The organism is Desulfamplus magnetovallimortis (assembly GCF_900170035.1).
Taxonomy (GTDB): domain Bacteria; phylum Desulfobacterota; class Desulfobacteria; order Desulfobacterales; family Desulfobacteraceae; genus Desulfamplus; species Desulfamplus magnetovallimortis.
In genome coordinates, this window is sequence record NZ_LT828540.1 from 490132 (window position 1) to 515382 (window position 25251).

Genomic DNA, 25251 nt, shown 5'->3' on the forward strand with positions numbered 1-25251 from the left:
TTATAAAAAATAAAATCCAGTTAACAATTTCAATAACTTATATTCAATATCTATAGTCAGGAGGAATAATCATCACAAAGCACTATTAAAGTCATTGTATGCTTTTACCGTGGAAATGGATACAATTTTCCATATTCGGGGTAGCTGGATGGCAGCCATGCCCGTTTACCACAATGTAAGAATACAAAATAGTATATTATAAAATTTTGATTCATATATGACTTTTTGTTTTATTATCTAAAAAATAATCACTATCAGAAAATTGATGTTAATGTTGGATTCCTCTGGTTTTCTATGATAAGAAAAATATTACATTTCTTGGCACCCTTCAATAATGAGATCAGAATAAAAAAGGTGAACCCATATGGATTACTCATGCATTATTTTTGAGGTAAAAGATCAAACAGCCATAATTACCCTTAACAGACCCAAGGTACTCAACGCCATGAATCGCCAGATGTGGCTTGAAATCATGGATGCCCTTGAACATATAAAAAATAACAAAAATATAAAGGTAGCGGTTTTTACAGGTCATGGCAGGGCTTTTTCAACAGGAGCGGATCTTAAGGACTCAAAAGACCGCACAATTGAAGATTACCGAAAGTACCTTGAATCACTTCAGGAAGCATCAAGAAAAATCATATACTTTGAAAAACCAACACTTGCTGCTGTAAACGGCTATGCACTGGGGTCAGGTTATGAGCTTGCCCTGGCATGTGATATCCGTTTTGCTGCTTCCGATGCCCTTATTGGCTCTCCTGAAGCAAGGGTAACATCTTCAGTAACAGGTGGAGCTTTCCGGTTAATACAGAATATTGTGGGCCCTGGAAAAGCAAGGGAGCTTCTTTTTACAGCCGAAAACATCACAGGTGAAGAGGCAGAAAAAATTGGCCTTGTAAACTATGCAGTCCCTTCTGAATCACTCATGGAGGAAACCTTGAAAATGGCGGATAAAATTGCTGCCAACTCTGCGTTTTCCCTTGCAATGATAAAAAAAGGCCTTCTTATGGCCCAGGGAGAAGCAAGCCTTAATGCTGTTATGGATTTTGAAATTGAAGCGTGCCTTGCGTGTGTATCCACAAAGGAACGCCAAAGCTCACTTGAGGCCTTTGAAAAACGTAAAGAGTAATCAAAAAAATGGGGTTGACCACAGTAGGAGTAAATCTGCCTGCCTTGACTAAGGCATTCACAGGGGATTGCCCCTACACAAATGGCTGAAAATTGAATCAAACCCCCCAAAAATTACCTTGGAGGTAATACATGCTTAAAAAATTGCTGGATGCCACATCTGTTGCCATTATTGGTGCTTCAAAAAACCCTACCAAAAGAGGTTATCAGGCCATAAAAACCCTTCAGGAAGAGGGATACGAAGGAGATATCTTTCCTGTAAATCCAAAGGAAGATGTGATTCTTGGCCTTAAATGCCATGAAAGTGTCTCGGCCATCCCACAAAGCGTTGATCTGGCTCTTATTACCACACCGGCAAGAACCATACCCTCGCTTCTGAAAGAGTGCGGAGAAAAGGGAATAGCCGGTGCTGTCATTATTGCCGGAGGATTCAGAGAACTTGGGGAGCATGGGCAGGAACTTGAAAACGAAATGCTGGTATCTGCCAAAAAATATGGAGTGCGTCTCATAGGTCCCAATACCTCGGGGATGATCAACATGAAATCAAACATGAACCTCGTGGGAATCAAAAACGCACCCAAAGGAAATATTGCCCTGTTGTGCCAGAGTGGCAACATGGCATTGACCCTTATTACTGAAGCCATGATCCGAAAACATGAAGGTTTTACATATTATGTGGGTGTTGGAAATGAATCTGATATTAAGTTCCACGAATATCTTGATTATTTCAGCAATGATCCTGCCACAAAATCCATTCTTATGTATGTGGAAGGAATGAGTAACGGCAGGGAATTTCTACAACAGGCCTATCAGACAACAACAAAAAAACCAATCATACTTCTGAAAAGTGGTCGATCAGATTCCGGGAAAAAATCAGCAGGCTCCCACACAGGTTCCCTTGCCGGCATGAGTGAAGTTGCAAAAGCTGCATTTGAACGTGCAGGTATAATTGTCATTGAAAACTCTGATGAGCTTTTTCCGGTTGCAGAAACCCTCTCAAGCCAGCCCCCCATAAAAAACAACAGTGTTGCAATTCTGGCTGATGGCGGAGGCCATGCAACAATTGCAGCAGATCTTTTATCAGATTATGGTATAAAATTACCCAACCTTACATCCCAGACCCAGAAAAAACTAAAGGAGATCCTTCCAAATGCAGCATCTGTTGTCAATCCTGTGGATGTTGCAGGAGGAACTGACTCTGATCCGTCAATTTTTGCCGACTGTGCCCGCATTCTCCTGAAAGATCCCAATGTAGGCGGCCTTCTTATTGTTGGGTTGTTTGGCGGTTACGGCATTCGCTTTGATAAAAGCCTTACATTTGCCGAAGAAGAGGCAGCCCATCGCCTTGGAAAAATGGTAAAAACAAAAAACAAGCCAATCGTCATGCACAGCCTTTACAGCTCTTATAACTCTCATCCAATACAACTTCTTGGTTACTATGATATACCTGTAAATGACTCTCTTGATATCTCCTGCAAGTGCATAGCTGCCCTTTGTGAGTATGGTGACACACTTACCTCCTACCAGGCCAAGACCAACTTCCTTTTTAATTGGGGAGCAAAAGCAAAAAAGAGCGGAGTCGATATCATCAACAAGGCAAGAAGTGAAAATCGAAGGGTGCTTTTGGAGCATGAGGCAAAACAGCTTATAAAGATGCATGGAGCACCTGTCTGCGGGGATACTGTAGCAGAAAGCGAAGAACAGGCTGTTAAGATGGCAAACAGTATTAACGGTAAGGTGGTACTTAAGATCGTCTCTCCGGATATTCTCCACAAAAGCGATGCAGGTGGTGTAAAAGTGGATCTTGAGACAGAAGAGGATGTCCGGTCAGCATATCAAAAAATCATTGAAAATGCCAAAAACTACAATCCTGATGCAGATATCAGGGGAGTACTTGTATCTCCTATGGTAACAAGTGGACTTGAAGTTATTATAGGTACAAAAATAGATGATCTGTTTGGGCCTGTTATCATGTATGGATTAGGTGGAATCATGGTTGAAATCATGAAAGATGTTACATTTTGGGTTCTACCAATATCTGAACGATCTGCAAGAAAAATGATTGAAAAAACCCGTTCTTCAGTCATACTTGATGGTGTAAGGGGACAACCCGGATATGACAAAAAAGCACTGAAAAAACTTTTGCTTATATGCTCAGAGCTTATAGAGTCCTATCCTGAAATTGAAGAGATGGACTTAAATCCTGTAATTCTCAACCATCAGGGGGTCAATGTTGTAGATGCAAGGATAATACTTAAAAAATAATCTAAATATCGGGACAACGGCTATAATGTGCATGGCGGATACCCTCCACAATCTAAGAATTGAAAATCATTTTACCGTGGAAATAGATACAAATTTCAATATTCGGGGGTGGCTTAATGCCGGCCATGACCGTTTACAAACAAGTAGTTTTTGAGACTTTCATCTAAACAAAACAGTGGGGAGTTTTTATGAATGAGGAAAGTGAAAAACAGAGAGAAATAGAAAGCCGTATCATAAGGCTTAAGCTGACTGATAAAACTTTTATTACCGGACAGATAAATATAAACAGAGAAGAGTTAAGCCATGATAAAAGATTGAGCGATCTTCTGACAAAAAACAAGGAGCAGTTTCTGATACTTTTTTCAGCAACAGAGATGCGTGATGACTTAGACAAAGGCATTAAACATGGAACTATTTTTATAAATAAACACCATATTCTCTGGGCAGCTCCGGAAGAGGATCAAAAATAGATTGGCATCCATATATATAAGGATGCCATTGTCTGAATCAGGATATCCAAGATTAACAGGATAAAACAGGATTACCTATCCTGAAAATCCTTTCCATCTTGGTTATCCTGATTCAAATGGGAAAGGAAGAGTTTTTTCAGCGGCAACCCTTGAAAAAAGAAAAATGGCAATAACCAGTATAACCAGATCAGAAATCCACATGCCGATAAAAGGTGGTGAGTAGCCTGTCTCACAGGCCGACCATCCAGCGGCGAGAAGCAGATAATAAAAAAGAAACAGAGATAAACCCATTCCAAACCCGGATGAGCGGCGTGATGAAGCAGAGCTGACCCCGACAGGAATGGAAAGAAAACCAAGTGCTATACATGCAAAAGGAATTGAAAACTTTTCGTGCAGCTCCATTCTTGCAGATAAAAGCTCTTTTTTGCCACCCTCTCCTTTTCTGATGAATTCAAATAACTCATCAGGATACATCTCATTATAATCCTTTTTTTGATATTGGATATCACGCAAACGGGCATTCATATCAAAATTTATATCATAGGTCTCAAAAGACATGGTATTTACAGAACCGTTCTTAATGTTGACCTGATTTACAATACCGTCAACGAGGTGGAGTGTATAGATATTTTTCTGTTCATTTGAAATAAGCATCCCTTCTGATGCAATGGTGATATTGTGATTATCACTGTTCTGACTCTCCTGAATAAAAATATCAGACATCTGATAGTTTTTTACATTCACAGAAGTTACATAGATCATTATCCCATCAAACATTGTGTTAAACTGACGCTCTTTTAAAGCAAACTGAACAGTGGATCGTGCAAGCTCCGCCCCTTTTGTGGTAAAAGAGAATTTTCCCCATGGTACCCCCCATAATGCAATCCACAACGTTAATATTGTTCCCAATACAGAAAAAAGCATTACCGGCGGCACAAGCCTGTAAAGAGAAATTCCAGCTCCTTTGACAGCAATGATTTCGTTGTCACTGGCCATTCGCATCATGGTCAAAAGCACAGAAATCATTACTGACATGGGAATGGTAAACTCCATAAATCGAGGCAGGGAGTATAGAATCAACAGAAATACTGCAGGAATACCAGCATGGTAGTTCACTACCATGTTGGTAATATCAGGAATACGCGTCATCAAAAAGACAAAGGTTAAAAATATCAATGAGGTAAAAAAAGGAGATAAGAGTTCCCTGAAAATATAGCGATTTAATATGGTACTGATTTTCATTACCCCGGAATGGTAAATCTTGATTTGTTATTATCGGAATTTTTGTAGGTGGCAAGTTTTGCCATATCAATATCACCGAGGGTAATCTGCAATCCCTCTTTTCTGGCCAGTGCCAGTTTGAACCAGTTCTCAATCTCTTTTGAGAGGATCTCCTCTCCAACTGCTTTTGAACCGTTTTCTCCTGAAACTGTATTATCCATGACTCCTGAATTAATAAAGGTCCATGTATCATCTTTTCTGGAAATCACTCCTGTATGTCCCCTTGTACGTGTTGAAAAAGAGAGAATCTGGCCCTCTTTCAAATATTGCTCCATCTCATGCATAACCTTTTCAGAATCGCTATCCGGATTATTTACCCTTAAAAATCTTTTGTGATATATATTGTTTCCAGTTGCCGCAACAAGTCCTTCACCATTTAAGTAATGATTATCAGGCAGTCCATTATCCAGTGCCTTGCTGACAAGATAGTTCCCAAGCCCATTTTTTCCCTGATAATTGATTCCCATATCCTTAAGACCTTCAACTACCATTTCATAGCAATCCATCTGATCATAATCCATGCCTATAAATTTACTTACAACATGGTTAAGCGCAGTGTTTGTTGTATTTGCTGGCAAGCCGCCTTCAGTATGGTTAAGGGTTTCAGTATGGTTAAGGGTATTGGTATTATCTAAAGATACACTTAAGTTTAAGTTGTCTTCTGAACCTTTTGTTTTACTATCTGACATAAGGGGCATAAAAGAGGATGGGGAAGATTTTTGAAGGATATCTGTCAACACAGGACTATTGTTTTTAATTTCAGGCGGAGGCTCAGACAGTGAGTTATTTTTTTCTCCCCAGATAATTTCAGAGGTTGTGGTGTCAAGGTAAATATCAGTGCCTGGGCGAATTTGCCTGAAAGGCTTCAAAGAATTGACATCTCTGTCAAGAATCTGCCAGCAATCTTTTTTGTATGGAGATTCATACAAAAGCTCTGAAACAGTAGGAATTTTACTGGATATAGTTCCAATATAAACTCTTTTGTTTTCTTTATCATACGTATTATTATGTAAAGATTCAGCAGCAGATCTACCGGCTGCTGAATCTGACTGCTCACTTAAAAGTTCTCTGAAAGACTTATTGACGGTGGCGGTAGAGTTTCTCTGTGTAAACTGTTCCAGATAGTTATATCTGTTGTCAACCTGATTTGTCGGCAGCATATCCCCTCCCATCATATAAAATGAGAATTGCTTTTTCTGAAAACCTTTAAAGGTAGATAAACCTATTGAAAGCCCTTTAAAAACAAGCATTTACAGAGGCTTTCTAATAAACATCCATGTTTGCTGATGCATCACAACGAAACATGAAAGTCGTTGTATATCAGCATGTTATGGAGATTGTCTAATAAACGGTCATGACCGGCATTCAGCCACCCCCGAATATGGAAATTTGTATCTATTTCCACGGTAAAAAAAGGTACAAACAAAGGTTTTCATCTCTTGAATTTTGATCATCAAATAGTAGAATTCAAGAAAAGCAATAAACATGCCCAAAGTACAATAAATCAGAAAAGCGCTTTTGTTCAGGTTTTCTCAAACCTTAAATTACTGTGCTCCAGCTTCCTTTGCAAAAGATGTATCAATAAATTTTTCAAGATCAATAAGACTTGTCATTATCTTCATTTTGTCCATCATATATTGCTGAATCATGTCAAGATCTTCAATAACAGGCAAAAGCTCATTTGTTGTAATGCGGTCTGCCGGCTTGGTCAACACTCTTTTTATTACCTCGACATCCTGGGAGAGAAAATTTGCACCAATAACAGAAGCCGGATCAGGCTGGGCATCAATTGCCTTTCCTGATTTAACAAGACTTGTTGTAATCTCCTGGATTGCTTCCGGATGTTTTTCGATAATTTCATCTCTTACCACAAAAACACAACATGGATGCTTGGGCCAAAGTTCTTTAGAAAGATAGAATTCTTCTCCAAGGCCAGAGGTAATTACCTGTGAACCAAAAGGTTCTGCAACAATAAAACCTCCGATTTCACCCTCTTCATCATACTGGAGTGCTTCAGGCATCTGAAATGGTGCGACAACTTCGAGAGTTACATCAACATCAGGCTCAACAGATCTGCCTGGCTTGAGGCCCTTTTCTGAAAGCAGCCTGTGAAAAAGCATGTTATGGATGGATAACTGATATGGAATCAAAACGGTTTTACCGGCAAAGTCTTCAATTTTTTCAATATGTGCCCGCTTATTCTTAACAAGAATACTGCCGTTTTTATGGGTCAGCAATAACAGCTTTATGCCAACTCCAGATTTATAAAGATCCATGGCTGTGGGTGCAAGAATAAAAGCACCATCAAGTGATTTAACCGTCAATGCGTCTGCAACTTCATTCCAACCATTTTTAAGAACAGTCTGAAGATTACAGTGTTCAAATTTTTCAGCACCTTTTTTCAACTTCAAATCCGTTACACCGAGAATCAAATGATCAGTAATGGATAGGTGGCCAATCCGCAGCGTTGGTTTTTCTGCCATTATAGTCTCCTTGAGTTTATTTATATGAAAGTCTCGGTAACAGCCTGTTTTTAAAACGACTTTCATCTCTTCGATTGTGGCGGTCATCAGCCATGTACGTTTTTATAGGAAAGTCCCCGTCTTTTAAGGATCTATAGGACTTTCATGCTTCGTTGTGGCAGATGGCTCTGCCATGGCCGTTATACAGGAATCAAAGTTTCAGGAAGTGATTCCAGACATGTTTATGCAATTTAGCAAAACATGTTAAATGTCGTGCATCAGATCGCCCTGACACTATAGGACACACCTATTTATTATGTCAATATTTTTTCAGAACGCTGTTCCTGACAGTATAACGCTGCCAATTATGGATGCCTTACAATACCAAAATTTTAATTGCAATCAGGCTTTCTCGAAGTGATATACTCTGCAAATCGAAGATCTTCTCTGGTTGTGATCTTGATATTTTGGGAATCACCCTGAACAACGAATACTTTTTTGCCAAGGCTTTCAACAAGAGCAGCATCATCAGTACCACTAAAACCATTTATCAAAGCATATTTATGGGCAGACATAATCAAATCAAAGGTAAATGCCTGTGGGGTCTGGGCACGATAGAGCTTTTTACGGTCAAGGGTACCGTTTAAAGGAACGATAAACCCATTTTCATCAATTTTTTTTAGAGTATCCACAACAGGAAGAACCGGAATTGATGCACCATGTTTTACTGCTCCTGAAAGTACTCTTGAAATTAGGGCATGATCCACAAATGGACGCACTCCATCATGAATCAAAACTATAGGCTCTTTTTTTTCTGTTTTGTGACCATCTTCAGATTTAACTGAGTGGTTTTTACTTATAACAGATCTTTTATGTTCAAGTATGCTTTCAAGCTTTTTAAGTCCCATCATGACAGAGTTCTGGCGTTCTTCCCCACCTGGCACCAATTGAACCTTACTTTGAAGATCATACTTGATCAGAATATTGCTGTTACAGTATAAGATATCTGTTTCAGGAACCACAAGAACAATATCTTTAATATGATGAAACGAGCAAAAAACGTTCAAGGTGTGAACAATTACAGGAGTACCTGAAAGGTTGATATACTGCTTGCGGAGATCACTCTCCATGCGAAGCCCCTTGCCGCCTGCCACAATAACAACATAAACAGAAAGGTCTTTCAAATCAAATAGTTCTGAGTCAAGTGGTTGATCAGTCATAGGCTCCTGCTTCCTCACCTAAGGTAAGATAACTCTTTTGGAAGAGGGACTCCTTTACCCATAAAGTCCTCTGCATAATTAACACTGGCAAGAACTTTTAAATCCTCAAGAGCCCTTGAATCCCCTTCAAAAACAACTTCTTCAATCTCTTCTTTTTTTATCAGCCCCCCTGCCCACTGCAAATCCAAAACACTTGATGCATCAAAGCGATTTTCGCCCACAACCATCTCCACTTCACCTCCGTAGTGCTGGACAATCTTAGCCACAAGAAGACTTGGACGACTGTGGAATCCTCGCTCCTTTGGTATCCCCACAGTGATTGAGGCTCGCTCTATATTTTCATTAAGAATATCAGATGCTAGACGCTTCCCTGAGGAGAGAAACTGCCAGGCATAAAAAAGGCAATAATTTACGGAACGATCCAGCAGAACATCCGGATCAATGAGATCTGTCAATGCTTCGCTTACACTTTTATACACATCTTTATATGATACATCATAAAGGTGACGTTCATAAAAATGGAGCAGCCTTCCCATTACCTGCAGAATATGAAAGACAACTGAAAAGTGACTTCTCAGTTGTTTCAATTTTCTGTTACCGTGGAAAAATCCCCCGTGTATTACGTAGGAATCAAAGGTTGACTGCAAATTATGAAGAAGCATTTCAAAACGACGGATTGCAACTTCATTAATTTTTGAAGGAACAATATCTCTTATCTCTTTGCTGGTATATCGCTCGTAAAAGCCAAACTGCTCAAACTCCTTGATCAGTTCCAGAAAATCACTTGCTATTATGCTCAGATTCTTCTGTTGCTGATCAAGGTCGTCAAAATCATCAATATTATATTCAAGCTGCTCACAAGTACCAATACCAGGAAAAAAGCCTCTATCATAGCCTGTTGCAGGTATATCAATATCTAAATTTGCCGCTTCTTCAAGGATAACAGGGGCTGCAATCTGCAGGGAGCCCTGTATCATCATCAGGGTATCACGGGACTCATGGAGAAAAGAGATATCCCGTTTTTCAAATTCATAAAACCCGATGCGGTTAAATATATGTTTCTGGGAATACCCTGCAAGGGAAAGATGCCTTACAGCCGCTGTAAGCTCCCTGTAAAAAATCCACTGCCTGTTATTTTTAGCTCCATGAAAATCAAGGAAATCCTCAAGCAGGTGTGATGCTGTAATAAGTTTGGAATAGACCTTTTTGGTCAGAAGATGATCTTCATCCTTGACATCCAGAATATATAAAATACATTTAAGATACTCAAAGGAAAAATGGTTTGCTTTTTCCCCGAATGATATGTCACAGGAAAATTCCATGGGGCTTCCTTTCAGAGTAAACGGACATGGCTGTGATTCAGCCACCCCCGAATATGAAAATTCGTATCCATTTTCACGGTAAAAAAAGTGTCAATCACGCTACATCATATCCTTTTCAGTCTCTTTTACAGCCTGATCAATCTTTGCAGCAAGTTCAGCCGGAAGCCCCTCTATTTCAACATTCAAAAATCCCCTTACAATTGTTGAAATAGCTTCCTCTTCATCAAGTCCCCTTGCCATGAGATACTCTATTTCCCGCTTGTCAATCTTGCCAACAGCAGCTTCATGGGACATTTCCACACCTGGTGTATGGCCGGAAAGTTCAGGAATAGCATGAAGAAGCCCGTTTTTAAGTATAAGGCCCTTGCATTCCAGGTGACCTTTTACTCCAGGCTCCTTACCCATAAGGTGGCCTCTGGAGATAATTGTGCCACCTGCAACTATTGCCCTTGAAATAATCTCAGCTCTTGCACCAGGAGCATTGAGTTCCACAATTGATCCCATATCCATAAAGCTGCCCTGACCTGCAACAAGAACACTGTTGATCCTTGCAGTTGCATTTTTTTCAAGATATGTAACAGGATTGGCAACAATTGAACCTACAGGTTTCAAGGAGATGTAATTTGAAATATAAACACCACCCTCTTCCACATGAACAGCGGTTTTTGGTCTGACACAGACATTTTCACCCCAGTCATGGATCATGGTGTATTTTAACACAGCACCTTTTTTGACATAAAACTCTGAAAGACCTATGTGAAGTCCTGATTTTAAATGTTCAGATGTGGAACAGCCGGCAATGATATGAATTTCAGAGTCCTCTTCAGCCACAATAATATTGTGCACCTTCTGTGAGAAGTTTTCTTTTGCTATGTGAAGGCAGGTTTGAAGGGGCTTTGCAGCCTTGACACCTTTTTTGATGCCGATAAAAAAACCCTGGTCAGGAACCTTGTTCATGTTGCGTGTTATGTCATCCTTGTCGTGGGGAATAAGACGCCAGACATATTCCCCAAGCCATTCGTGCTCCTTTAATGCACTGGCAATACCTTTTACTTCCACCCCTTCCATACTGCGGCTGCAATGGAGAATGGAGCTGTCTTTCTGGATAAATGTGCCTGCCCTGAGTGCTTTGTCTGTTTCAATGCCGACCTTGACAAACTCCCTGACATCGGTTTCAGGTATTGTTTCAAGGTTGTCAATATATCCGTGGTTGTCTGCAACTTCGTTGTAGGCAGACAGATTGATTTCCTCTTTATTATTCATGCTGAACATTCAACGCACTCCTCATACCCATATTCTCTTATCCATTTCAGTATTTCCCTTGCATTTCTTGAGCATCGCAGTTTGCCTTTATAAAGCACCTGCCCCTTGTCTGCTGTGATATAATCCAGGATATGACCTGTGTGTGTAATAACAAGCGCAGATTTTGGAGTTCTCTCCATTATGGTAGTGTGACATGGAGATTGTCGCTTTATTCCACGGTTGAGAAGTGAATTGATGCTGTCTCCAAGCAATGCTATTGATTCAAGATCAACCCCTGATTCAGGTTCATCAAGAAGCAGCAGATCCGGCTGCTGTGCAGAAAGTTGCAGCAACTCTGAACGCTTGATTTCACCTCCGGAAAGGTTATGGTTTACATCCCTTTCAATGAATGAATCAAATCGTAAAGTCCTTGACAGAGCGTCCACATCAACTTTTTTGCCACCTGCACATATTTCAACCATACGACGTGTAGAAAGGCCATTTATTGTAGGGGGGCGCTGAAAAAGCACTCCTATGCCGAGACGTGCTCTTTCATGTATGGGCATATAGGTGACATCTTCACCCTTGAATGTAATTTTCCCGCCGGTGACCTTGTAGCCAGAAAAGCCCATTATAGTCATCATTAATGATGTTTTTCCAGAGCCATTGGGTCCGAATAAAATGTGAGTTTCTCCAGGAGGCACATGGAGGTTGACATTCTGGAGAATCTCGGTGTCTCCCACCTCCACCTTTAAATCTTCAATAATTAACATAGATTATAATCCTTTTTGGATAGCGGTGAAAGCAGTCCATAAGCCGAATTCTGTTCCCTGTTCAGGTTACCCCGAAACAGGGTGGTGACCATTCATCTGGGATGTACGTTGCCGCACACCTCATGCGACCTACCCGGAAGCTTGGACGGGCAGCCCTCAAACACTTCCCTATTTGGTCTTGCACCGGACGGGGTTTACCAAGCTTTTCCAGTCACCTGGAAAACTGGTGCGCTCTTACCGCACCGTTTCACCCTTACCCCCTGCTGCTGAATGGCAAAAGATGTCATTGAAATATCAACAAGTGATAAATCATGAGATCCAGTGTTTTTCAGACAGAAAAAGGGGCGGTCTGCTCTCTGTTGCACTTTCCTTCACGTCACCGTGACTCCACGTTATGGAGCGTCCTGCCCTTTGGTGTTCGGACTTTCCTCCAGATTTTTCAATCCAGCGATCACCTGTACTGCTTCCACCGCTATAAAAAAACAAAATTACTCATTATAATACAGGATACGATTGCACTGAGGACAAAGAATCAGCGTCTTGCACCTGCGAACTTCAATATACAGTTGTGGAGGAATATTCATAAAACAGCCTCTGCACAACTGATCCTTTACTTCCACAACAGCAAGCCCACCGCTTGTTTCTGAAATTTCATTGAACTGTTTTAAAAGCCAGGGAGCAAGATTGACAGCAATTTTCTGACGTTCTTCTTCGTACTCCTTCATACGCAATCTGTGCGAACGGCTTTTTTCATCAATCTCTTCTTGCTGACTCCTTATCTGCTCTGTCAGTTGCTGAAGTTGCTGGAAATGTTCTTCAAGAGCCGTGGCACGAGATTCCTTCTCATCAAGCAGTTCAATGTAGCTGTTTTCAAGGGAGTCCCTGCGTTTTTTGTTATCATCCACTTCCCTTTGCAATGCAGCATAAGCTTTATGATTGGCAAGAGTTTTCAGTGTTTGAGTGCTTTTTTCAATTCGCTCCTCATTACTCTTCATTTCAAGCTCGGCAGCAGAACATGATTTTTCAGCAATATCAAACTCTGCAACAAGTTTTTCGTGGGCAGACTTAAATTCATTCAGTTTATCTTCCAGGGCAGATTTTTCTGCTTCGACATTTTGTAAAAAAGCTCTTATATTAACGGTATCTGTCTCAGCTTTCTGTAGTTGAACCAGAATATCAATATCTGCCCTCGTGATGTCAACCATTTATACTCCTCTTAAGTGTTCTGATGTAAGTGCCTGGACAAAGGCTTTTTTTAAAGTTCTTTCTGGCATATTCCATTTCTCGTCAATTATAAGTTCTCTCAATGGACACAGCAGCTATTATTTTTTCAGGCCTTTATAAGGCATGCTTCATTTTCCAGTTTACACTTTCCGGAGAGAAAACTCTGTGTGGCGGGAATCTCTCACAAAAAAGTGTAAAGTATTTTTGGGTTCAAATGAAGGATGCCCTTTATAAGATTTATTTACCCTAATTTTTAGCTTTGACAATGCAGTCGTTTGGTTTTAGAAAGAGTAAAGTAACTCAAAATCGACACCTATAACCTCTTGAGCCTTGTCAATACTGTCTGAATCAGGATTTCCAAGATTAACAGGATAAGGCAGGATTATCTATCCTGAACATCTTGTTTATCCTGGTTATCCTGATTCAGACAAATTCAGTAAATGGAAAAAAGCAATAAGATGTCGATTTTGAGAAAGTAATCATGAAACATGCCAAATCATAATGTCACAAAAGGATCTTTTTCTTCCTGATATTCAACTATATCTAAGATAATTTTATTTTCAGAGGCCAGGGTTCTTATTTTTTCAGCAAGAAGTTTCACAGCAATTATCTCTGAGGCAAAATGACCAAGGTCAATCAAACCAAGTCCAGCAGTCTCAATATCCCTTGCTTCATGGTACTTGATATCTCCTGTCACAAAGAGATCTGCACCTGACATAAAAAATGTCTTAAGAAGAGAACCACCACTTCCGGTACATAATGCAACCCTTTTGACCTTCATCTCCGGCGAACCTGCAATTCTTACATTTTCTGCATGAAAAACATCCTTGATAACAATTGCAAAATCCCTTAATTGAATGGATTTTTCAAGTTCTCCAATGCGACCTATACCATCAAAAGATTCCTCTTCACCATGGAGCAATGAAATATTGTGCAACCCTGCTTTGGTTGCAAAGAAGTCATTCAATCCACCCCTTACCTTGTCAAGATTTGTGTGAGCAGATAAAATGGCAATTTTTTCCATTGCTGAAACAGCAATTGCAGAGCCGGGCATTTTACTGAAATCAATAAATTTTGGAGTGCTTAACATCAAAGGGTGATGAGTAATAAGTGCATCTGCATTAATTGATGCCGCACAATCCATTGAGGCAAGCGTAACATCAAGGGCCACAAGAATTTTTTTTACAGGCCATGAAAAATCACCTGCCTGAAGTCCGCAGTTATCCCATGGCTCTGCAAGATTAAAAGGTGCAATGGTGTTAAGCAGATCATAAAGATCGCCCACAGATATCTCTCTTCCAGTTTCAACCAAGATTTCTTTGTCCACAGATTCTTTCCTGTAAAAGCATTGTTTGGCATCTTTCATATAACCAACATGGCGGTTCAGCGTCACAATCGAAGTGTTGAAAGTCTATATAAAAACAGCCATTTGCGGGGACTTTCATATAAACCAACATGAGGTTCACCGCCACAATCGAAGAGATGAAAGTCGTTTTAAAAACAGGCTGTTACCGAGACTTTCATATAAACGGCCATGGCAGCTCCATCTGCCACAACGAAGCATGAAAGTCCTATAGATCCTTAAAAGACGGGAACTTTCTTATAACGTACATGGCTGATCACCGCCACAATCGAAGAGATGAAAGTCGTTTTAAAAACAGGCTGTTACCGCGACTTTCATATAAAAAATCGGTAATGTTGTTGCGGAAAATGCAAGCCTGAAAATGAATATGCCTTTTTAAAATGAATACGCCTTGTTTAAAATGAGTGATGCCTTGTTTTTATGATAAAAACAAATACCGGAAATAAAAAAAGCGTGGTATCGCTACCACGCTTTCAATTAACTCTTAATTTCCGATGATAATCCATATTGCCACATTGTCTGTAAAAGATCCTGACTTCAATAGATTTAAGCCATCTATGTAACATACATGGCGAATACCCGCCACAATCAAAGGAGTGAAAGTCGTTTAAAAAAAGCCAATCATGCAGACTTTCACGTATTTTATTTTACCACATCTCCATTGACGAACCACTCACTGAAATGTGGTGGGCCCACCTGGATTCGAACCAGGGACCGACCGGTTATGAGCCGGTGGCTCTACCAAACTGAGCTATAGGCCCTCATCAACTCAGACGAACTTGGCAATTATATATAATTTTTTTGCAATGTCAAGTATGGAGTCTATATTTCAATAAAACTTTTTAACTTTTTGCTTCTTGTTGGGTGTCGAAGCTTTCTCAGTGCCTTTGCTTCAATCTGTCGGATTCTCTCTCTTGTAACTGTAAAGTCTTTGCCCACCTCTTCAAGTGTATGATCTGCCTTTTCACCAATACCGAATCGCATCCTGAGAACTTTCTCTTCACGGGGGGTAAGCGTTGCAAGAACTTTTCTTGTCTGCTCTGCCAGATTGAGATTTATGGCAGCTTCTGAAGGAAGAGAGAATTTTTTTATCTTCAATAAAATCTCCAAGGTGGCTGTCCTCTTCTTCTCCTATGGGTGTCTCAAGTGAGATGGGCTCCCTGGCAATTTTTAAAACCCTGCGCACCTTGTCAAGTGATATCTCCATCTTTTCAGCAATCTCCTCAGGTGACGGCTCCTTACCCATCTCCTGAACAAGATAACGTGATGTACGAATAAGCTTGTTTATTGTTTCAATCATGTGGACAGGTATTCTTATTGTCCTTGCCTGATCGGCAATTGCCCTGGTTATGGCCTGCCTTATCCACCATGTTGCATAGGTGCTGAATTTATAACCACGTCTGTACTCAAACTTATCAACAGCCTTCATCAAGCCAATATTACCTTCCTGTATAAGATCAAGAAACTGAAGACCACGGTTGGTATATTTTTTTGCAATGCTTACCACAAGACGAAGATTTGCACGTACAAGCTCGCTTTTTGCATGCTTTGCCTGCCGCCTGCCTTTATCAATCCCCTTGATAACTTTCCTTAAGGTTGTTACATCGCCTTTTACAAGTTCTTTTTTATGCTCAATCTGCTCTGTTATACTCAATAGATCACTGTAAAGCTGTTCAGCCCTGGGCTCAGCAATATCTGAATGGTTCATTGCCCACTTTACAAAACCTTCCTGGCTTGCAAGCTCCAGAGTCATGTCATCTTTTTTTGCCCGAAATGTCATGGCACATCTCTTAAGAAGGTTATCCATGACATCAAACCATTTAACATGATCCCTGATTCTTTTTTCAATGTCATCAATAACACTGTTTTCTATACGCCACTCACTGAGAAGCTCATAAATTTCATCATTGCTGCTGCGTATTTCAGCCTTGATTTTTCGAACCTGGGAAGGCTCAAGTTCTCCACCAAGCACAAGATCCCTTTTTGCCTGATTGGCCTCATGAATGGTTCTAATACCGGCAAAGGTCATCAATACCTTTTCTCTCCTGGTTGTATCATCAACGCCAGTATCTGCTTCATCAATATCCCTTAAAAACTGCTTCAAGGGCATTCTGCGCGCCTCAATACGATCCCCCCTTGCCAAAATGGCAGATACAGCCAAAGGACTTGCCAGCATGGATTTGAGTATTTCATGCTCACCAACTTCAATCTTTTTGGCAATCTCAATCTCCCCTTCACGACTGAGGAGAGTCACCATACCCATCTCCCTCAAGTACATCTTTACAGGATCAGTGACAGCCCCAAACTCCATGTCCGCATCTGTGGTTCGTTGTTGAAATACCTTGCGCTTGGTCTTCTTCAATCTCTCTGTTTTGTCACTATTGACAATCTCATCTGCATCAGATTTATTATAATCCTCCTCATCCAAAGACTCTATTTCATCACCGGGATAGTTTTTTTCAGGCATATCGTCTGGGTAAGCCTCATTTTCTGATATATTTTCATCTTGTTTCTTTTTAAAAGAGACAGACAATTCATCACATTTATCATTAGTATCACAATTTTCGATGTTTACCTCTGCAACTCTTTTATCATATGGCCTGCAATCATGTTTTTCCCGTGATTTATTCTTCTGATTACCCCCGTCGCCGGTCATGGCTTCGACCGAAGGAATATGTTTCCCCGAGGTGTCATACACCTTTTTGCTCCGCAAATTTTCTGGCAGCTCCTCTTTAAGAGTTCGAGAACTCTCTGCCGTTCCCTTTTTAGAATGAGTAATGCTTTCCGCATTTCCAGTTTTTCGTTTCTCTTTTTCCAAATCAACAAGGGTGATACCCATCTCCTTAAAAATCAACAGAATATCATCCAGTTGATCAGAAGATTTCAGGTCATCAGAAATGGCCTCATTAATCTCGGCATAGGAGAGACACCCCTCTTGTTTTCCCTTTGCAATCAAACGTTTCAACAATACCCTTGAAACAGCTTCATTCCCCCCGGATTTTACCGACTCTGCTGCCATAAAAAAATGCCTCCCCACAGGCTCTTTGTTATTCATAACCCCGCAGCTTCCTGATCTCCATCTGCCTTTTTCTAAGCAACTCAAGCGGGATATCGTTATTACTGCTCTGTTCAATTTTTCTGATTTGATTGATCAGGCGGTTCTCATGTTTTTGCCTGATGTGAATCACTCTGTTCATTAAAACCACTGCCTTTTCCGGCACGCAGTCTCCATCTGCCAGGTCAATCATGGCAAGAGAGGCTATCATCTCCCGCTCCTCATCACTTTGTGCTGCACCCATTGCATCTGACACAACTTTTTCAGGAGAGGTTGATTCAGCAACTCTTACCACAAGTTCTCCAAGGGCTTTAAGGCGGATGGAATAAAAATTATCAAGCACATTTCGTGCCTTGATCTCTTCAATAATTGCAGGAAATTGGAGCATCATGGAGATTATCTGCTTCTCCCTTTTTTCAGAACCTGTACTTCCGGGAAAATCCGTTCCTGAATGTTTCTCCATATCAGGTTCTTGCACACTGTCCAAAGAGGGCTTTCCGGCCAAATAAGAGTTCCTGCCACCACCTTTACTATTTTCTGCTGAAAAGACATTATGCCTGGCCGATTTACCACTGCCTGCTGAAAAGTAATCACGCCTGCCTGAAGCTATTCCTGATTCATGGGGTGTCAACGCCCTTGACACATGACCTGATCTGGTATGACCGGAAGAACTCACTTTTACAAGTTGGCGAACCTTTTCCAGCACTGCTTTTTCATCTATGCCGAGTCGATGTGCCAAATCCCTGACATAAAGAGATCTTGCAGCACTCTCCTGAACCAGGGAAAGATAAGAGCTTAAATCATCAAGCACAGCCATCTTTCCTTCAATTGAAAGGCCGTGCCTGTTCACTGCTGTTTCTGTTAAAAATTCCATGATTGACATGGCTTTTTCAGCAGCTTCTTCAAAACCATGCCTGCCATTTTCCCGTACAAAAGAGTCAGGATCTTGCCCCTTTGGTAAAATGAGAATACGAACAGCAACACCCTCTTTTATAAAAAGTTCTATGCTTCTTACTGCTGCATTGACACCAGCATCATCAGAATCAAAAACAAGAATCATCTGTTGTGCATATCCCTTTAAAAGCCTTATATGGGATATGGTAAGAGCTGTCCCAAGGGATGCTACACAATTTTTAATACCATTTTGAAAAAGGGTCAGAAAATCAAGGTATCCTTCAACAATATAAACACTTCCCTGCTCTCTGCAATGCTGCCTTGATGCATGAAGCCCATAAAGTATTCTGCTCTTGCTGTAAACAGGTGTTTCAGGAGAGTTGAGATACTTTGGCATTGCATCATCCATGACCCTTCCACCAAAACCTGCCACCTGCATATTTACATCAATTATGGGAAATATAATTCGATTCCTGAACCTGTCATAATATCCACTTCCTCTTTCCCGTCTCAGAACCAGGCCTGACTTTTCAGCTTCACTTCTCGAAAGCTTTAGTTTTCTCAGCAGTTTAACCGAGGAATCCCAGGAATCAGGCGCATATCCAATGCTGAACTGGTCAAGGGTTTCCCCTGTAAGCCCCCTTCCTTCAAGATACTCTCTGGCTTTTGCAGCACCAGTTGTGTTACGGAGGTGTTCCATAAAAAAGTTTCTGGCATGATCATTCACCCTAAAAAGAGTATCCTTTAAAAGCATACTCTTTTGTTGAACAGGATCAAGACGGGAAGTTTCAATGGTAATACCGTATTTTCTGGCAAGCATGGTTGCTGCTTCAGGAAAGGAAAGCCCATGATATTTCATGATAAATGAAAAAAGATTGCCACCTGCACCACATCCAAAGCAGTGAAAAATCTGTTTGTCCGGACTGACTGAAAAAGATGGTGTTTTTTCAGAATGAAACGGACAGAGGCCAAAATAGTTTCTGCCAGATTTTTTAAGATTCACGGCATCGGATATAATATCAACAATATCTGATGCATTCAGAATCTGGGCAATTTTTTCTTCCGGAATGAACATTATTATAATTAATTATCCCCGGTTGAATGAATTTTTACAGGATTCCCTTACTTGACAATGTTCCTGATATTTGTGAATCAATTCGACAGGCTTCTCTCAATGCCCTTCCAAGGGCCTTGAAAACTGATTCAAGAATGTGGTGTTCATTCTGGCCATATGCAACATTAATATGAAGATTCATGCCTGCCTGAACACTGAATGCACGGAAGAACTCCTCTGCAAGCCATGCATCAAAGGTACCTGAAGAGCGTATATTTTCCGGAAGATGATAAACCAGGAAAGGCCGGTTGGAAAGATCAACATTAACCCTTGAAAATGCTTCATCCATTGGAACAGCACCTTCTCCGTATCTACAGATCCCCTTCCTGTCTGACAGTGCTTTAGAAAAAAGCTGCCCCATAACAAGCCCGACATCTTCAACCGTGTGGTGATAGTCCACATCAAGATCTCCCTTTGCAACAAGATGAAGATCAAAAAAGCCATGTACTGTAAACAGGGTTAACATATGGTCAAAAAATGCAATGCCTGTATTGATCTCCGGTGTTCCCTTTCCTTCAATTGTGAGCGTTGCATCAATTTCAGTCTCTTTTGTTTTTCGTGTTACTGTTGCCGTTCTAATCAATCCGGACATATTAAAATACCCTTGCAAATAATCGGTAAAAACATTAGAATGCTGTCATTATTTTATCTTATGAATGAGCCCGTTGATTTAGTCGATTTTTTAAAAAATCACCACAAAAAAAATCACCACAATATGATATGTTTCTTGATTACTTGAAAATCTTTATATCGTGGCAAAATCAAATATGTAAATACTTAATCAACAGAGTCATGAATGACTCTCATTTTTATTTTTGGGAGGTTACTTATACACAACCATCCCGCCTATGGGAGATTTCTTTATAACAGCCATGGCAGATCCATCTGCCACAACGAAGGATGAAAGTCCTTAAAAGCTTTAAAATACAAGAACAAAAATCAAATCTTCAAGGCCAGCTCTTCTCAACCACCCTCTAATTTTAAATTCGATTAGAATACTTCCAAACAAGCCGTAATGTCAATTATTTTTTATATTTCAAGGGGTACAGCCTTTACATGACAGCATCATATAAACAACTCGCAGACGCCTTTAAAGTTGAAGGCGCTGACCATGACAAAATAACTTCACCAGAAGCAACAATAGAAAACTTCAAATCAAGATCACGCACTGCAAGTCTCAAGATTTTAAAAGAGACCAGAAGAATAGACAATAATCGACTAGGTATTCCTGTCTATTACAGCATCTGTGGACATGATGCCGGAAGACTCACAGGTACCAGAAAGCAGATGGGAAAGGGAGTCACACCCGCTCTTGCAGAGGCAAGCGCAGTTATGGAACTTGCAGAAAGATTCAGTCTTTACAGCTTCATGGACAATGAATCAAATATATTTAAAACCACGTTTGAGAAAATAGACAATGAAAAGAAGTGTGAAGCCATATCATTTGACTTACTACTTAAATCTGTAGAAACAAATAATGTTGCTAATCCATATTCCAGTAAGGAAAAGGAAAAGCTGCTCAGGATTTTCTCCATGCTTGAACTGAAGTGGGTAAAGGCATTTAACCACACCACCTGTAAAGAGATATTTATACCCATGGATTGGTTCTTTATGATCAATGAATTCAATGGTTCATCAGCAGGAAACTGCCATGAGGAGGCCATCTGCCAGGGTGCATGCGAAATAATTGAGCGTCATGTCTCAGCCATTGTCTGCAAAAGTAAAAACCTTGACATTCCATCCATTGACCCTGATTCTGTCACAAATCCATCCAATGTAGATTTAATCAGAAAATTTCATAATGCAGGAATAAAAATATACATAAACGACTTTTCACTCAATACTGGGGTTCCCACAATCGGTGTCTTGGCATATGACCCTTCTACCTTTCCCGATTCAAGTGAAATTGTCTGGACAGCCGGAACTGCGCCAAGTCCTGATAAGGCACTTAGCAGGGCATTGACCGAAGTTGCCCAGCTTGCCGGAGACTTCAATACATCATCAAATTATGTTGCAAGTGGTCTGCCCAAATATAAAACCCTTGAAGAGGCATCACACATAATTGACCCCATTGAAAAGGGAGAATCTTCAAAAATATCCCTTGGCGAACTTCCGGATATTTCAAGTTCCAATATAAAAGATGAAGTTGAGGCAATTATCAATGCCATGAAAAAACTTGGGTTTGAACTTATCATTGTAGATACCACAGACCCCAGGCTATGCATACCTGCATGCTACACAGTTGTACCAGGGGCACAGTTCAGGGAAAGAGCAGAAAACAGCAGCATTCCAATGTTTGCAGCAAGACATGTATATTCAAACAATGCCCCTGAAAAAGCCTGTGATATCCTTGAAAAGATATCACTAATCATGCCTGATCAATACTGCATTGAGTTTTATCTGGGTTTGTGCAACATGGAACTCCAAGAATATAATAAAGCACTTGTCAATCTTGAAGCTGCCATGCAAATGAATCCTTCAATTCAGGACATTCCAAGTATATGTTCATATACAGGGATATGCCTTAAGGAGCTTGGAGATTACAAGAGAGCAATTGAACTCCTTGAACATGGCGTTTCTATAGATGACGAAAGACCTGATTTGTATAATCTTCTTGGTTTCTGTCATTTTCAGTTAAAAGAACATGAGACTTCAATATCATATTTTGAAAAAGTTCTTAAAATAACCCCGGCATCAGGTATTGATCATGCAAGTATAGCCTCTAATTACAGAGAGCTTGGAAACTTTGAAAAGGCTTTAGATTACTATGAGATGGCACTAAACCTTGATCCATCCCTTGATTTTGCAAAGGAAAATATGATCAGGCTGAAAAAACAGGTAAATCATCCATGAAATACCCATTGCCAGAAAGAATAGGCGAACCAGAACTCCTTGCAGGCCGTGAAAAGGAATTTGCCCTGTTCCATAAATGGATCGAACGTATCCCCAGAAGACTTTCAAAATCCCGCGTGATTCTTGCCAGGCGCAAAAGTGGCAAAACCGCATTCATACAGAGGATTTTTAATCAACTCTGGAGTGAAAACGGCAAGGTGATTCCTTTTTTTTTCGAGATAGCTGAAGAGAAAAAATGGTTTCTTGATTTTGCAATAAAATATTACCGCACTTTTGCGACTCAATACATCTCTTTTATGGAAAGAGATAGTACACTTGTCACAATGCCCATGGATTTGCAAGCTATAAAATCCTGGGGAAAATCAAGATCCCATAGCTATATTGTTAATGATGTCGATATTATTCTAAGGGCAAAGCAGGAGAATTTATATGGCCAAATTTGGGAGATTGCCTACACTGCCCCCGAAAGATTTGCTGCTGCTTTTGATCTCAGATTTATAGTCATTATTGATGAATTCCAGAATATTACCGAGTATATTTACAGAGATCAAGCTTGTGACACTGCAAAGGATAAAACCCTTGCAGGCAGTTTCCACGGAGTATCAGAATCTAAAATTGCGCCCATGCTTGTAACAGGTTCCTATGTAGGCTGGCTTGTGGGAGTTTTAGATGAGTACTTAGAAGCAGGCCGATTGAAACGTTTTTTCATGAATCCCTACCTGACACCAGATGAGGGGCTTCAAGCTGTTTTTAAATATTCTGAATATTATGAGGAGCCTGTCACCAGCGAAACTGCAATTCAAATTAATCAGCTATGCCAATCAGATCCGTTTTTTATATCCTGTGTAATTGAAAGTGACTTTGAAGGCAAAGATTTGACAACACGTAAGGGGGTTGTGGATACAGTCAATTACGAAATTTCTGATAAAAGATCTGAGATGTCCATGACCTGGGCAGAGTATATTGAGCTTACATTAAAGCGCGTAAATGACATTAACGCCAAAAAAATCCTGCTTCACATGAGCAAACATGCAGAACGTGAGTGGACTCCCAGGGAGTTAAAGGATTTACTGGGGCTTGACATTGAAGTAAAGGAGATACACCAGAAGCTTCGTACACTTGTCAAAGCAGACCTATTGACTGAAGGCAACTCTGATATTGACTTTCAGGGTCTCAGGGATGGTACCTTGTATCTTGTATTACGAAGCCGATTTGAAAAAGAGATCAGTAGTTTTGAGCCTGACCTGAAAAAGGATTTTCATAAAGAGCTGGATCGCCTTGCAAGGGATAAAAAAGCACTACAGGGAAAACTGAATAATCTTGTGGGGAAGGTTGCAGAATACCAGCTTGCCACGGATTTCAGGAGCCGAAAACGTTTTCCGGTTTCCAGATATTTTAAGGGTGTCGCAGATTCGACTGTGCTTAACATAATTGATGTAAAACTGCGTGTAAAGTTCCAGAGACCTGATGGAAAAGAGATGGAAATTGATGTCATGGCAAAGTCTGACTGCAGCAGAATTATTCTGGTTGAAGTTAAAAAAACAAAAGAGAAAATCGGTTTTAAAGCTGTGCAGGATTTTATGGAAAAAAGCAATGTTTATGCAGAACAATGGCCTGACATGATCGTGATACCTGCTTTTCTCTCCACAGGAGGCTTTACTGATGAAGCCTTGAAATTTTGCCGTGATAATTCAATTGGTACAGCAACAACAGTTTCATCATATATTCTGTAATTTTATTAGAAAGTCTGCATAACATACTGATATGCAATGACTTTCATGTTTCGTTGTGATGCATCAGCAAACATGGGGGGTATTAAAAAGTCTTCAGGATACACAATCTCCTGCCTTATCCTGTTAATCTTGGGTATCCTGATTCAGAAAGTATTGACAAAGCGGCATTCTTCATATGACCCCAAAAGTACTTTACACTTTTTTGTGAGAGATTCCCGCCACTCAGAGTTTTCTCTCAGGAAAGTGTAAAGCGGGAAATGAAAGACGCCGACAAAGCTCACAAATAGGTATCGTCTTTGAGTAACCTACAAGACAGATACCCACCAGTGGTTTTAAAATTGACCAATCTGAAATCTTTTAGTAACGCACAAGACAGATACCGGTAAATAAAAAATTATCACCTCATACAGATACTTCAATTGCCATCACCACAAAAAGATATCTCATAAATTTTCCAATGGTCACAAGACACAGAAATGATAAAGGATTAACCTTCAATATTCCGGCAACAACAGTCAAGGGATCTCCAATAACCGGCAGCCACGCAAGCAGAAGAACTATCTGGCCATGTTTTTTGAACTTTTCCTCAGCTTTTGACATCTCATGCTCAGATATCCTGAGCAGTCTTATAACTATCCAGCGTCCTCCCCTGATCCCAATAATATAGTTTACAATGGAACCAAGGACATTTCCTGATGTTGCAACCATAAGCAACAAAAAATGATCGTATGCATTGAGCCACAACATTGTCAGTATAATTTCAGATGCCAGAGGCAGGATAGTAGCTGCCCCAAAAGCTGACAGAAAAAGGCCTGCATAGCCATATTCAGCAAGAAATTCCATACTTACAGC

The 25251-nt window shown here is 40.3% G+C and carries 17 protein-coding genes, 1 tRNA gene, 1 other RNA gene and 2 pseudogenes; 5 read left to right on the forward strand and 16 right to left on the reverse strand.

The features are described 5' to 3' along the window. The first annotated feature begins 364 nt into the window (after positions 1-364). The 3 genes from MTBBW1_RS02085 (at position 365) to MTBBW1_RS02095 (ending at position 3863) form a co-directional block, all read left to right on the forward strand. Positions 365-1129: an enoyl-CoA hydratase/isomerase family protein gene (locus tag MTBBW1_RS02085; RefSeq protein WP_080798486.1), complete on the forward strand. Its 765-nt coding sequence runs from the start codon at positions 365-367 to the stop codon at positions 1127-1129. Positions 1130-1260: 131 nt separating this feature from the next. After that, positions 1261-3393, forward strand: a complete 2133-nt coding sequence (locus MTBBW1_RS02090) for an acetate--CoA ligase family protein (RefSeq protein ID WP_080798489.1) — start codon at positions 1261-1263, stop codon at positions 3391-3393. Positions 3394-3581: 188 nt separating this feature from the next. Beyond that, entirely contained in the window at positions 3582-3863 is a 282-nt protein-coding gene (locus MTBBW1_RS02095; RefSeq protein ID WP_080798492.1) for a DUF6812 domain-containing protein, read from the forward strand. Positions 3864-3965: 102 nt separating this feature from the next. On the opposite strand, the gene lptF is transcribed toward MTBBW1_RS02095, so the two are convergent. From lptF to hisB, 15 genes and pseudogenes are all read right to left on the reverse strand, one after another. Continuing rightward, positions 3966-5105, reverse strand: a complete 1140-nt coding sequence (gene lptF / locus MTBBW1_RS02100; RefSeq protein ID WP_080798494.1) for an LPS export ABC transporter permease LptF — start codon at positions 5103-5105, stop codon at positions 3966-3968. After that, positions 5105-6304, reverse strand: coding sequence for a hypothetical protein (locus MTBBW1_RS02105; protein ID WP_139786630.1), 1200 nt, complete (start codon positions 6302-6304; stop codon positions 5105-5107). Before MTBBW1_RS02105 ends, lptF begins: the two co-directional genes overlap by 1 nt. Positions 6305-6688: 384 nt before the next feature. Then, positions 6689-7627, reverse strand: a complete 939-nt coding sequence (locus tag MTBBW1_RS02110; protein WP_080798498.1) for an ABC transporter substrate-binding protein — start codon at positions 7625-7627, stop codon at positions 6689-6691. Between the two features lie 371 nt (positions 7628-7998). Then, a complete protein-coding gene (ispD, locus tag MTBBW1_RS02115) occupies positions 7999-8826 on the reverse strand; it encodes a 2-C-methyl-D-erythritol 4-phosphate cytidylyltransferase (protein WP_080798502.1) in 828 nt (275 codons plus the stop codon). A gap of 14 nt (positions 8827-8840) precedes the next feature. After that, positions 8841-10148 carry an HPr family phosphocarrier protein gene (locus MTBBW1_RS02120; protein ID WP_080798505.1) on the reverse strand — a complete coding sequence of 436 codons (1308 nt, stop codon included), beginning with the start codon at positions 10146-10148 and terminating at the stop codon, positions 8841-8843. 99 nt (positions 10149-10247) lie between these two features. Beyond that, the gene (locus MTBBW1_RS02125) at positions 10248-11420 is read right to left on the reverse strand and encodes a SufB/SufD family protein (protein WP_080798508.1); all 1173 of its coding nucleotides are present in this window, start codon (positions 11418-11420) and stop codon (positions 10248-10250) included. Continuing rightward, complete coding sequence (locus MTBBW1_RS02130; RefSeq protein WP_080798511.1) at positions 11408-12163, reverse strand: ABC transporter ATP-binding protein; 756 nt, start codon at positions 12161-12163, stop codon at positions 11408-11410. Before MTBBW1_RS02130 ends, MTBBW1_RS02125 begins: the two co-directional genes overlap by 13 nt. A 24-nt stretch (positions 12164-12187) precedes the next feature. Continuing rightward, positions 12188-12630: RNase P RNA component class A (rnpB, locus tag MTBBW1_RS02135), an RNA gene on the reverse strand. Positions 12631-12651: 21 nt separating this feature from the next. Next, positions 12652-13368, reverse strand: coding sequence for a zinc ribbon domain-containing protein (locus MTBBW1_RS02140; protein ID WP_080798516.1), 717 nt, complete (start codon positions 13366-13368; stop codon positions 12652-12654). Between the two features lie 515 nt (positions 13369-13883). Then, positions 13884-14714 carry a Nif3-like dinuclear metal center hexameric protein gene (locus MTBBW1_RS02145; RefSeq protein WP_245809213.1) on the reverse strand — a complete coding sequence of 277 codons (831 nt, stop codon included), beginning with the start codon at positions 14712-14714 and terminating at the stop codon, positions 13884-13886. 720 nt (positions 14715-15434) lie between these two features. Continuing rightward, positions 15435-15511 (reverse strand) — tRNA-Ile (locus MTBBW1_RS02150). 61 nt (positions 15512-15572) lie between these two features. Beyond that, positions 15573-17319, reverse strand: a pseudogene (gene rpoD / locus MTBBW1_RS30160) (RNA polymerase sigma factor RpoD). Positions 17320-17535: 216 nt separating this feature from the next. Further along, positions 17536-17805: pseudogene (locus MTBBW1_RS30280) on the reverse strand (RNA polymerase sigma factor region1.1 domain-containing protein); the annotation flags it as partial. Beyond that, positions 17798-19774 (reverse strand): DNA primase, encoded by a 1977-nt coding sequence (dnaG, locus tag MTBBW1_RS02165; RefSeq protein WP_080798522.1) that lies wholly within the window; start codon positions 19772-19774, stop codon positions 17798-17800. The gene dnaG and the pseudogene MTBBW1_RS30280, both read right to left, overlap by 8 nt. 34 nt (positions 19775-19808) lie before the next feature. After that, positions 19809-20405, reverse strand: coding sequence for an imidazoleglycerol-phosphate dehydratase HisB (gene hisB, locus MTBBW1_RS02170; RefSeq protein ID WP_222423966.1), 597 nt, complete (start codon positions 20403-20405; stop codon positions 19809-19811). Positions 20406-20869: 464 nt separating this feature from the next. Here hisB and MTBBW1_RS02175 point away from each other — a divergent pair, with 464 nt between their 5' ends. Next, positions 20870-22666, forward strand: coding sequence for a YcaO-like family protein (locus MTBBW1_RS02175; RefSeq protein ID WP_080798524.1), 1797 nt, complete (start codon positions 20870-20872; stop codon positions 22664-22666). After that, positions 22663-24399 (forward strand): ATP-binding protein, encoded by a 1737-nt coding sequence (locus MTBBW1_RS02180; protein WP_080798526.1) that lies wholly within the window; start codon positions 22663-22665, stop codon positions 24397-24399. The genes MTBBW1_RS02175 and MTBBW1_RS02180 overlap by 4 nt, the downstream gene beginning before the upstream one ends. A 402-nt stretch (positions 24400-24801) precedes the next feature. Here MTBBW1_RS02180 and MTBBW1_RS02185 read toward each other — a convergent pair whose 3' ends face one another. Further along, entirely contained in the window at positions 24802-25242 is a 441-nt protein-coding gene (locus MTBBW1_RS02185) for a YqaA family protein (RefSeq protein WP_080799668.1), read from the reverse strand. Between the last annotated feature and the right edge of the window lie 9 nt (positions 25243-25251).

What these genes read in the sequence shown, in the direction of transcription:
- hisB (WP_222423966.1), bottom strand. Translation starts at nt 20,405, where the DNA reads ATGTCCGGATTGATTAGAACGGCAACAGTAACACGAAAAACAAAAGAG.
- MTBBW1_RS02105 (WP_139786630.1), bottom strand. Translation starts at nt 6,304, where the DNA reads ATGCTGCCGACAAATCAGGTTGACAACAGATATAACTATCTGGAACAG.
- MTBBW1_RS02130 (WP_080798511.1), bottom strand. Translation starts at nt 12,163, where the DNA reads ATGTTAATTATTGAAGATTTAAAGGTGGAGGTGGGAGACACCGAGATT.
- MTBBW1_RS02095 (WP_080798492.1), top strand. Translation starts at nt 3,582, where the DNA reads ATGAATGAGGAAAGTGAAAAACAGAGAGAAATAGAAAGCCGTATCATA.
- MTBBW1_RS02185 (WP_080799668.1), bottom strand. Translation starts at nt 25,242, where the DNA reads ATGGAATTTCTTGCTGAATATGGCTATGCAGGCCTTTTTCTGTCAGCT.
- ispD (WP_080798502.1), bottom strand. Translation starts at nt 8,826, where the DNA reads ATGACTGATCAACCACTTGACTCAGAACTATTTGATTTGAAAGACCTT.
- MTBBW1_RS02085 (WP_080798486.1), top strand. Translation starts at nt 365, where the DNA reads ATGGATTACTCATGCATTATTTTTGAGGTAAAAGATCAAACAGCCATA.
- lptF (WP_080798494.1), bottom strand. Translation starts at nt 5,105, where the DNA reads ATGAAAATCAGTACCATATTAAATCGCTATATTTTCAGGGAACTCTTA.
- MTBBW1_RS02175 (WP_080798524.1), top strand. Translation starts at nt 20,870, where the DNA reads ATGACAGCATCATATAAACAACTCGCAGACGCCTTTAAAGTTGAAGGC.
- MTBBW1_RS02090 (WP_080798489.1), top strand. Translation starts at nt 1,261, where the DNA reads ATGCTTAAAAAATTGCTGGATGCCACATCTGTTGCCATTATTGGTGCT.
- MTBBW1_RS02180 (WP_080798526.1), top strand. Translation starts at nt 22,663, where the DNA reads ATGAAATACCCATTGCCAGAAAGAATAGGCGAACCAGAACTCCTTGCA.
- MTBBW1_RS02120 (WP_080798505.1), bottom strand. Translation starts at nt 10,148, where the DNA reads ATGGAATTTTCCTGTGACATATCATTCGGGGAAAAAGCAAACCATTTT.
- MTBBW1_RS02125 (WP_080798508.1), bottom strand. Translation starts at nt 11,420, where the DNA reads ATGTTCAGCATGAATAATAAAGAGGAAATCAATCTGTCTGCCTACAAC.
- dnaG (WP_080798522.1), bottom strand. Translation starts at nt 19,774, where the DNA reads ATGTTCATTCCGGAAGAAAAAATTGCCCAGATTCTGAATGCATCAGAT.
- MTBBW1_RS02110 (WP_080798498.1), bottom strand. Translation starts at nt 7,627, where the DNA reads ATGGCAGAAAAACCAACGCTGCGGATTGGCCACCTATCCATTACTGAT.
- MTBBW1_RS02140 (WP_080798516.1), bottom strand. Translation starts at nt 13,368, where the DNA reads ATGGTTGACATCACGAGGGCAGATATTGATATTCTGGTTCAACTACAG.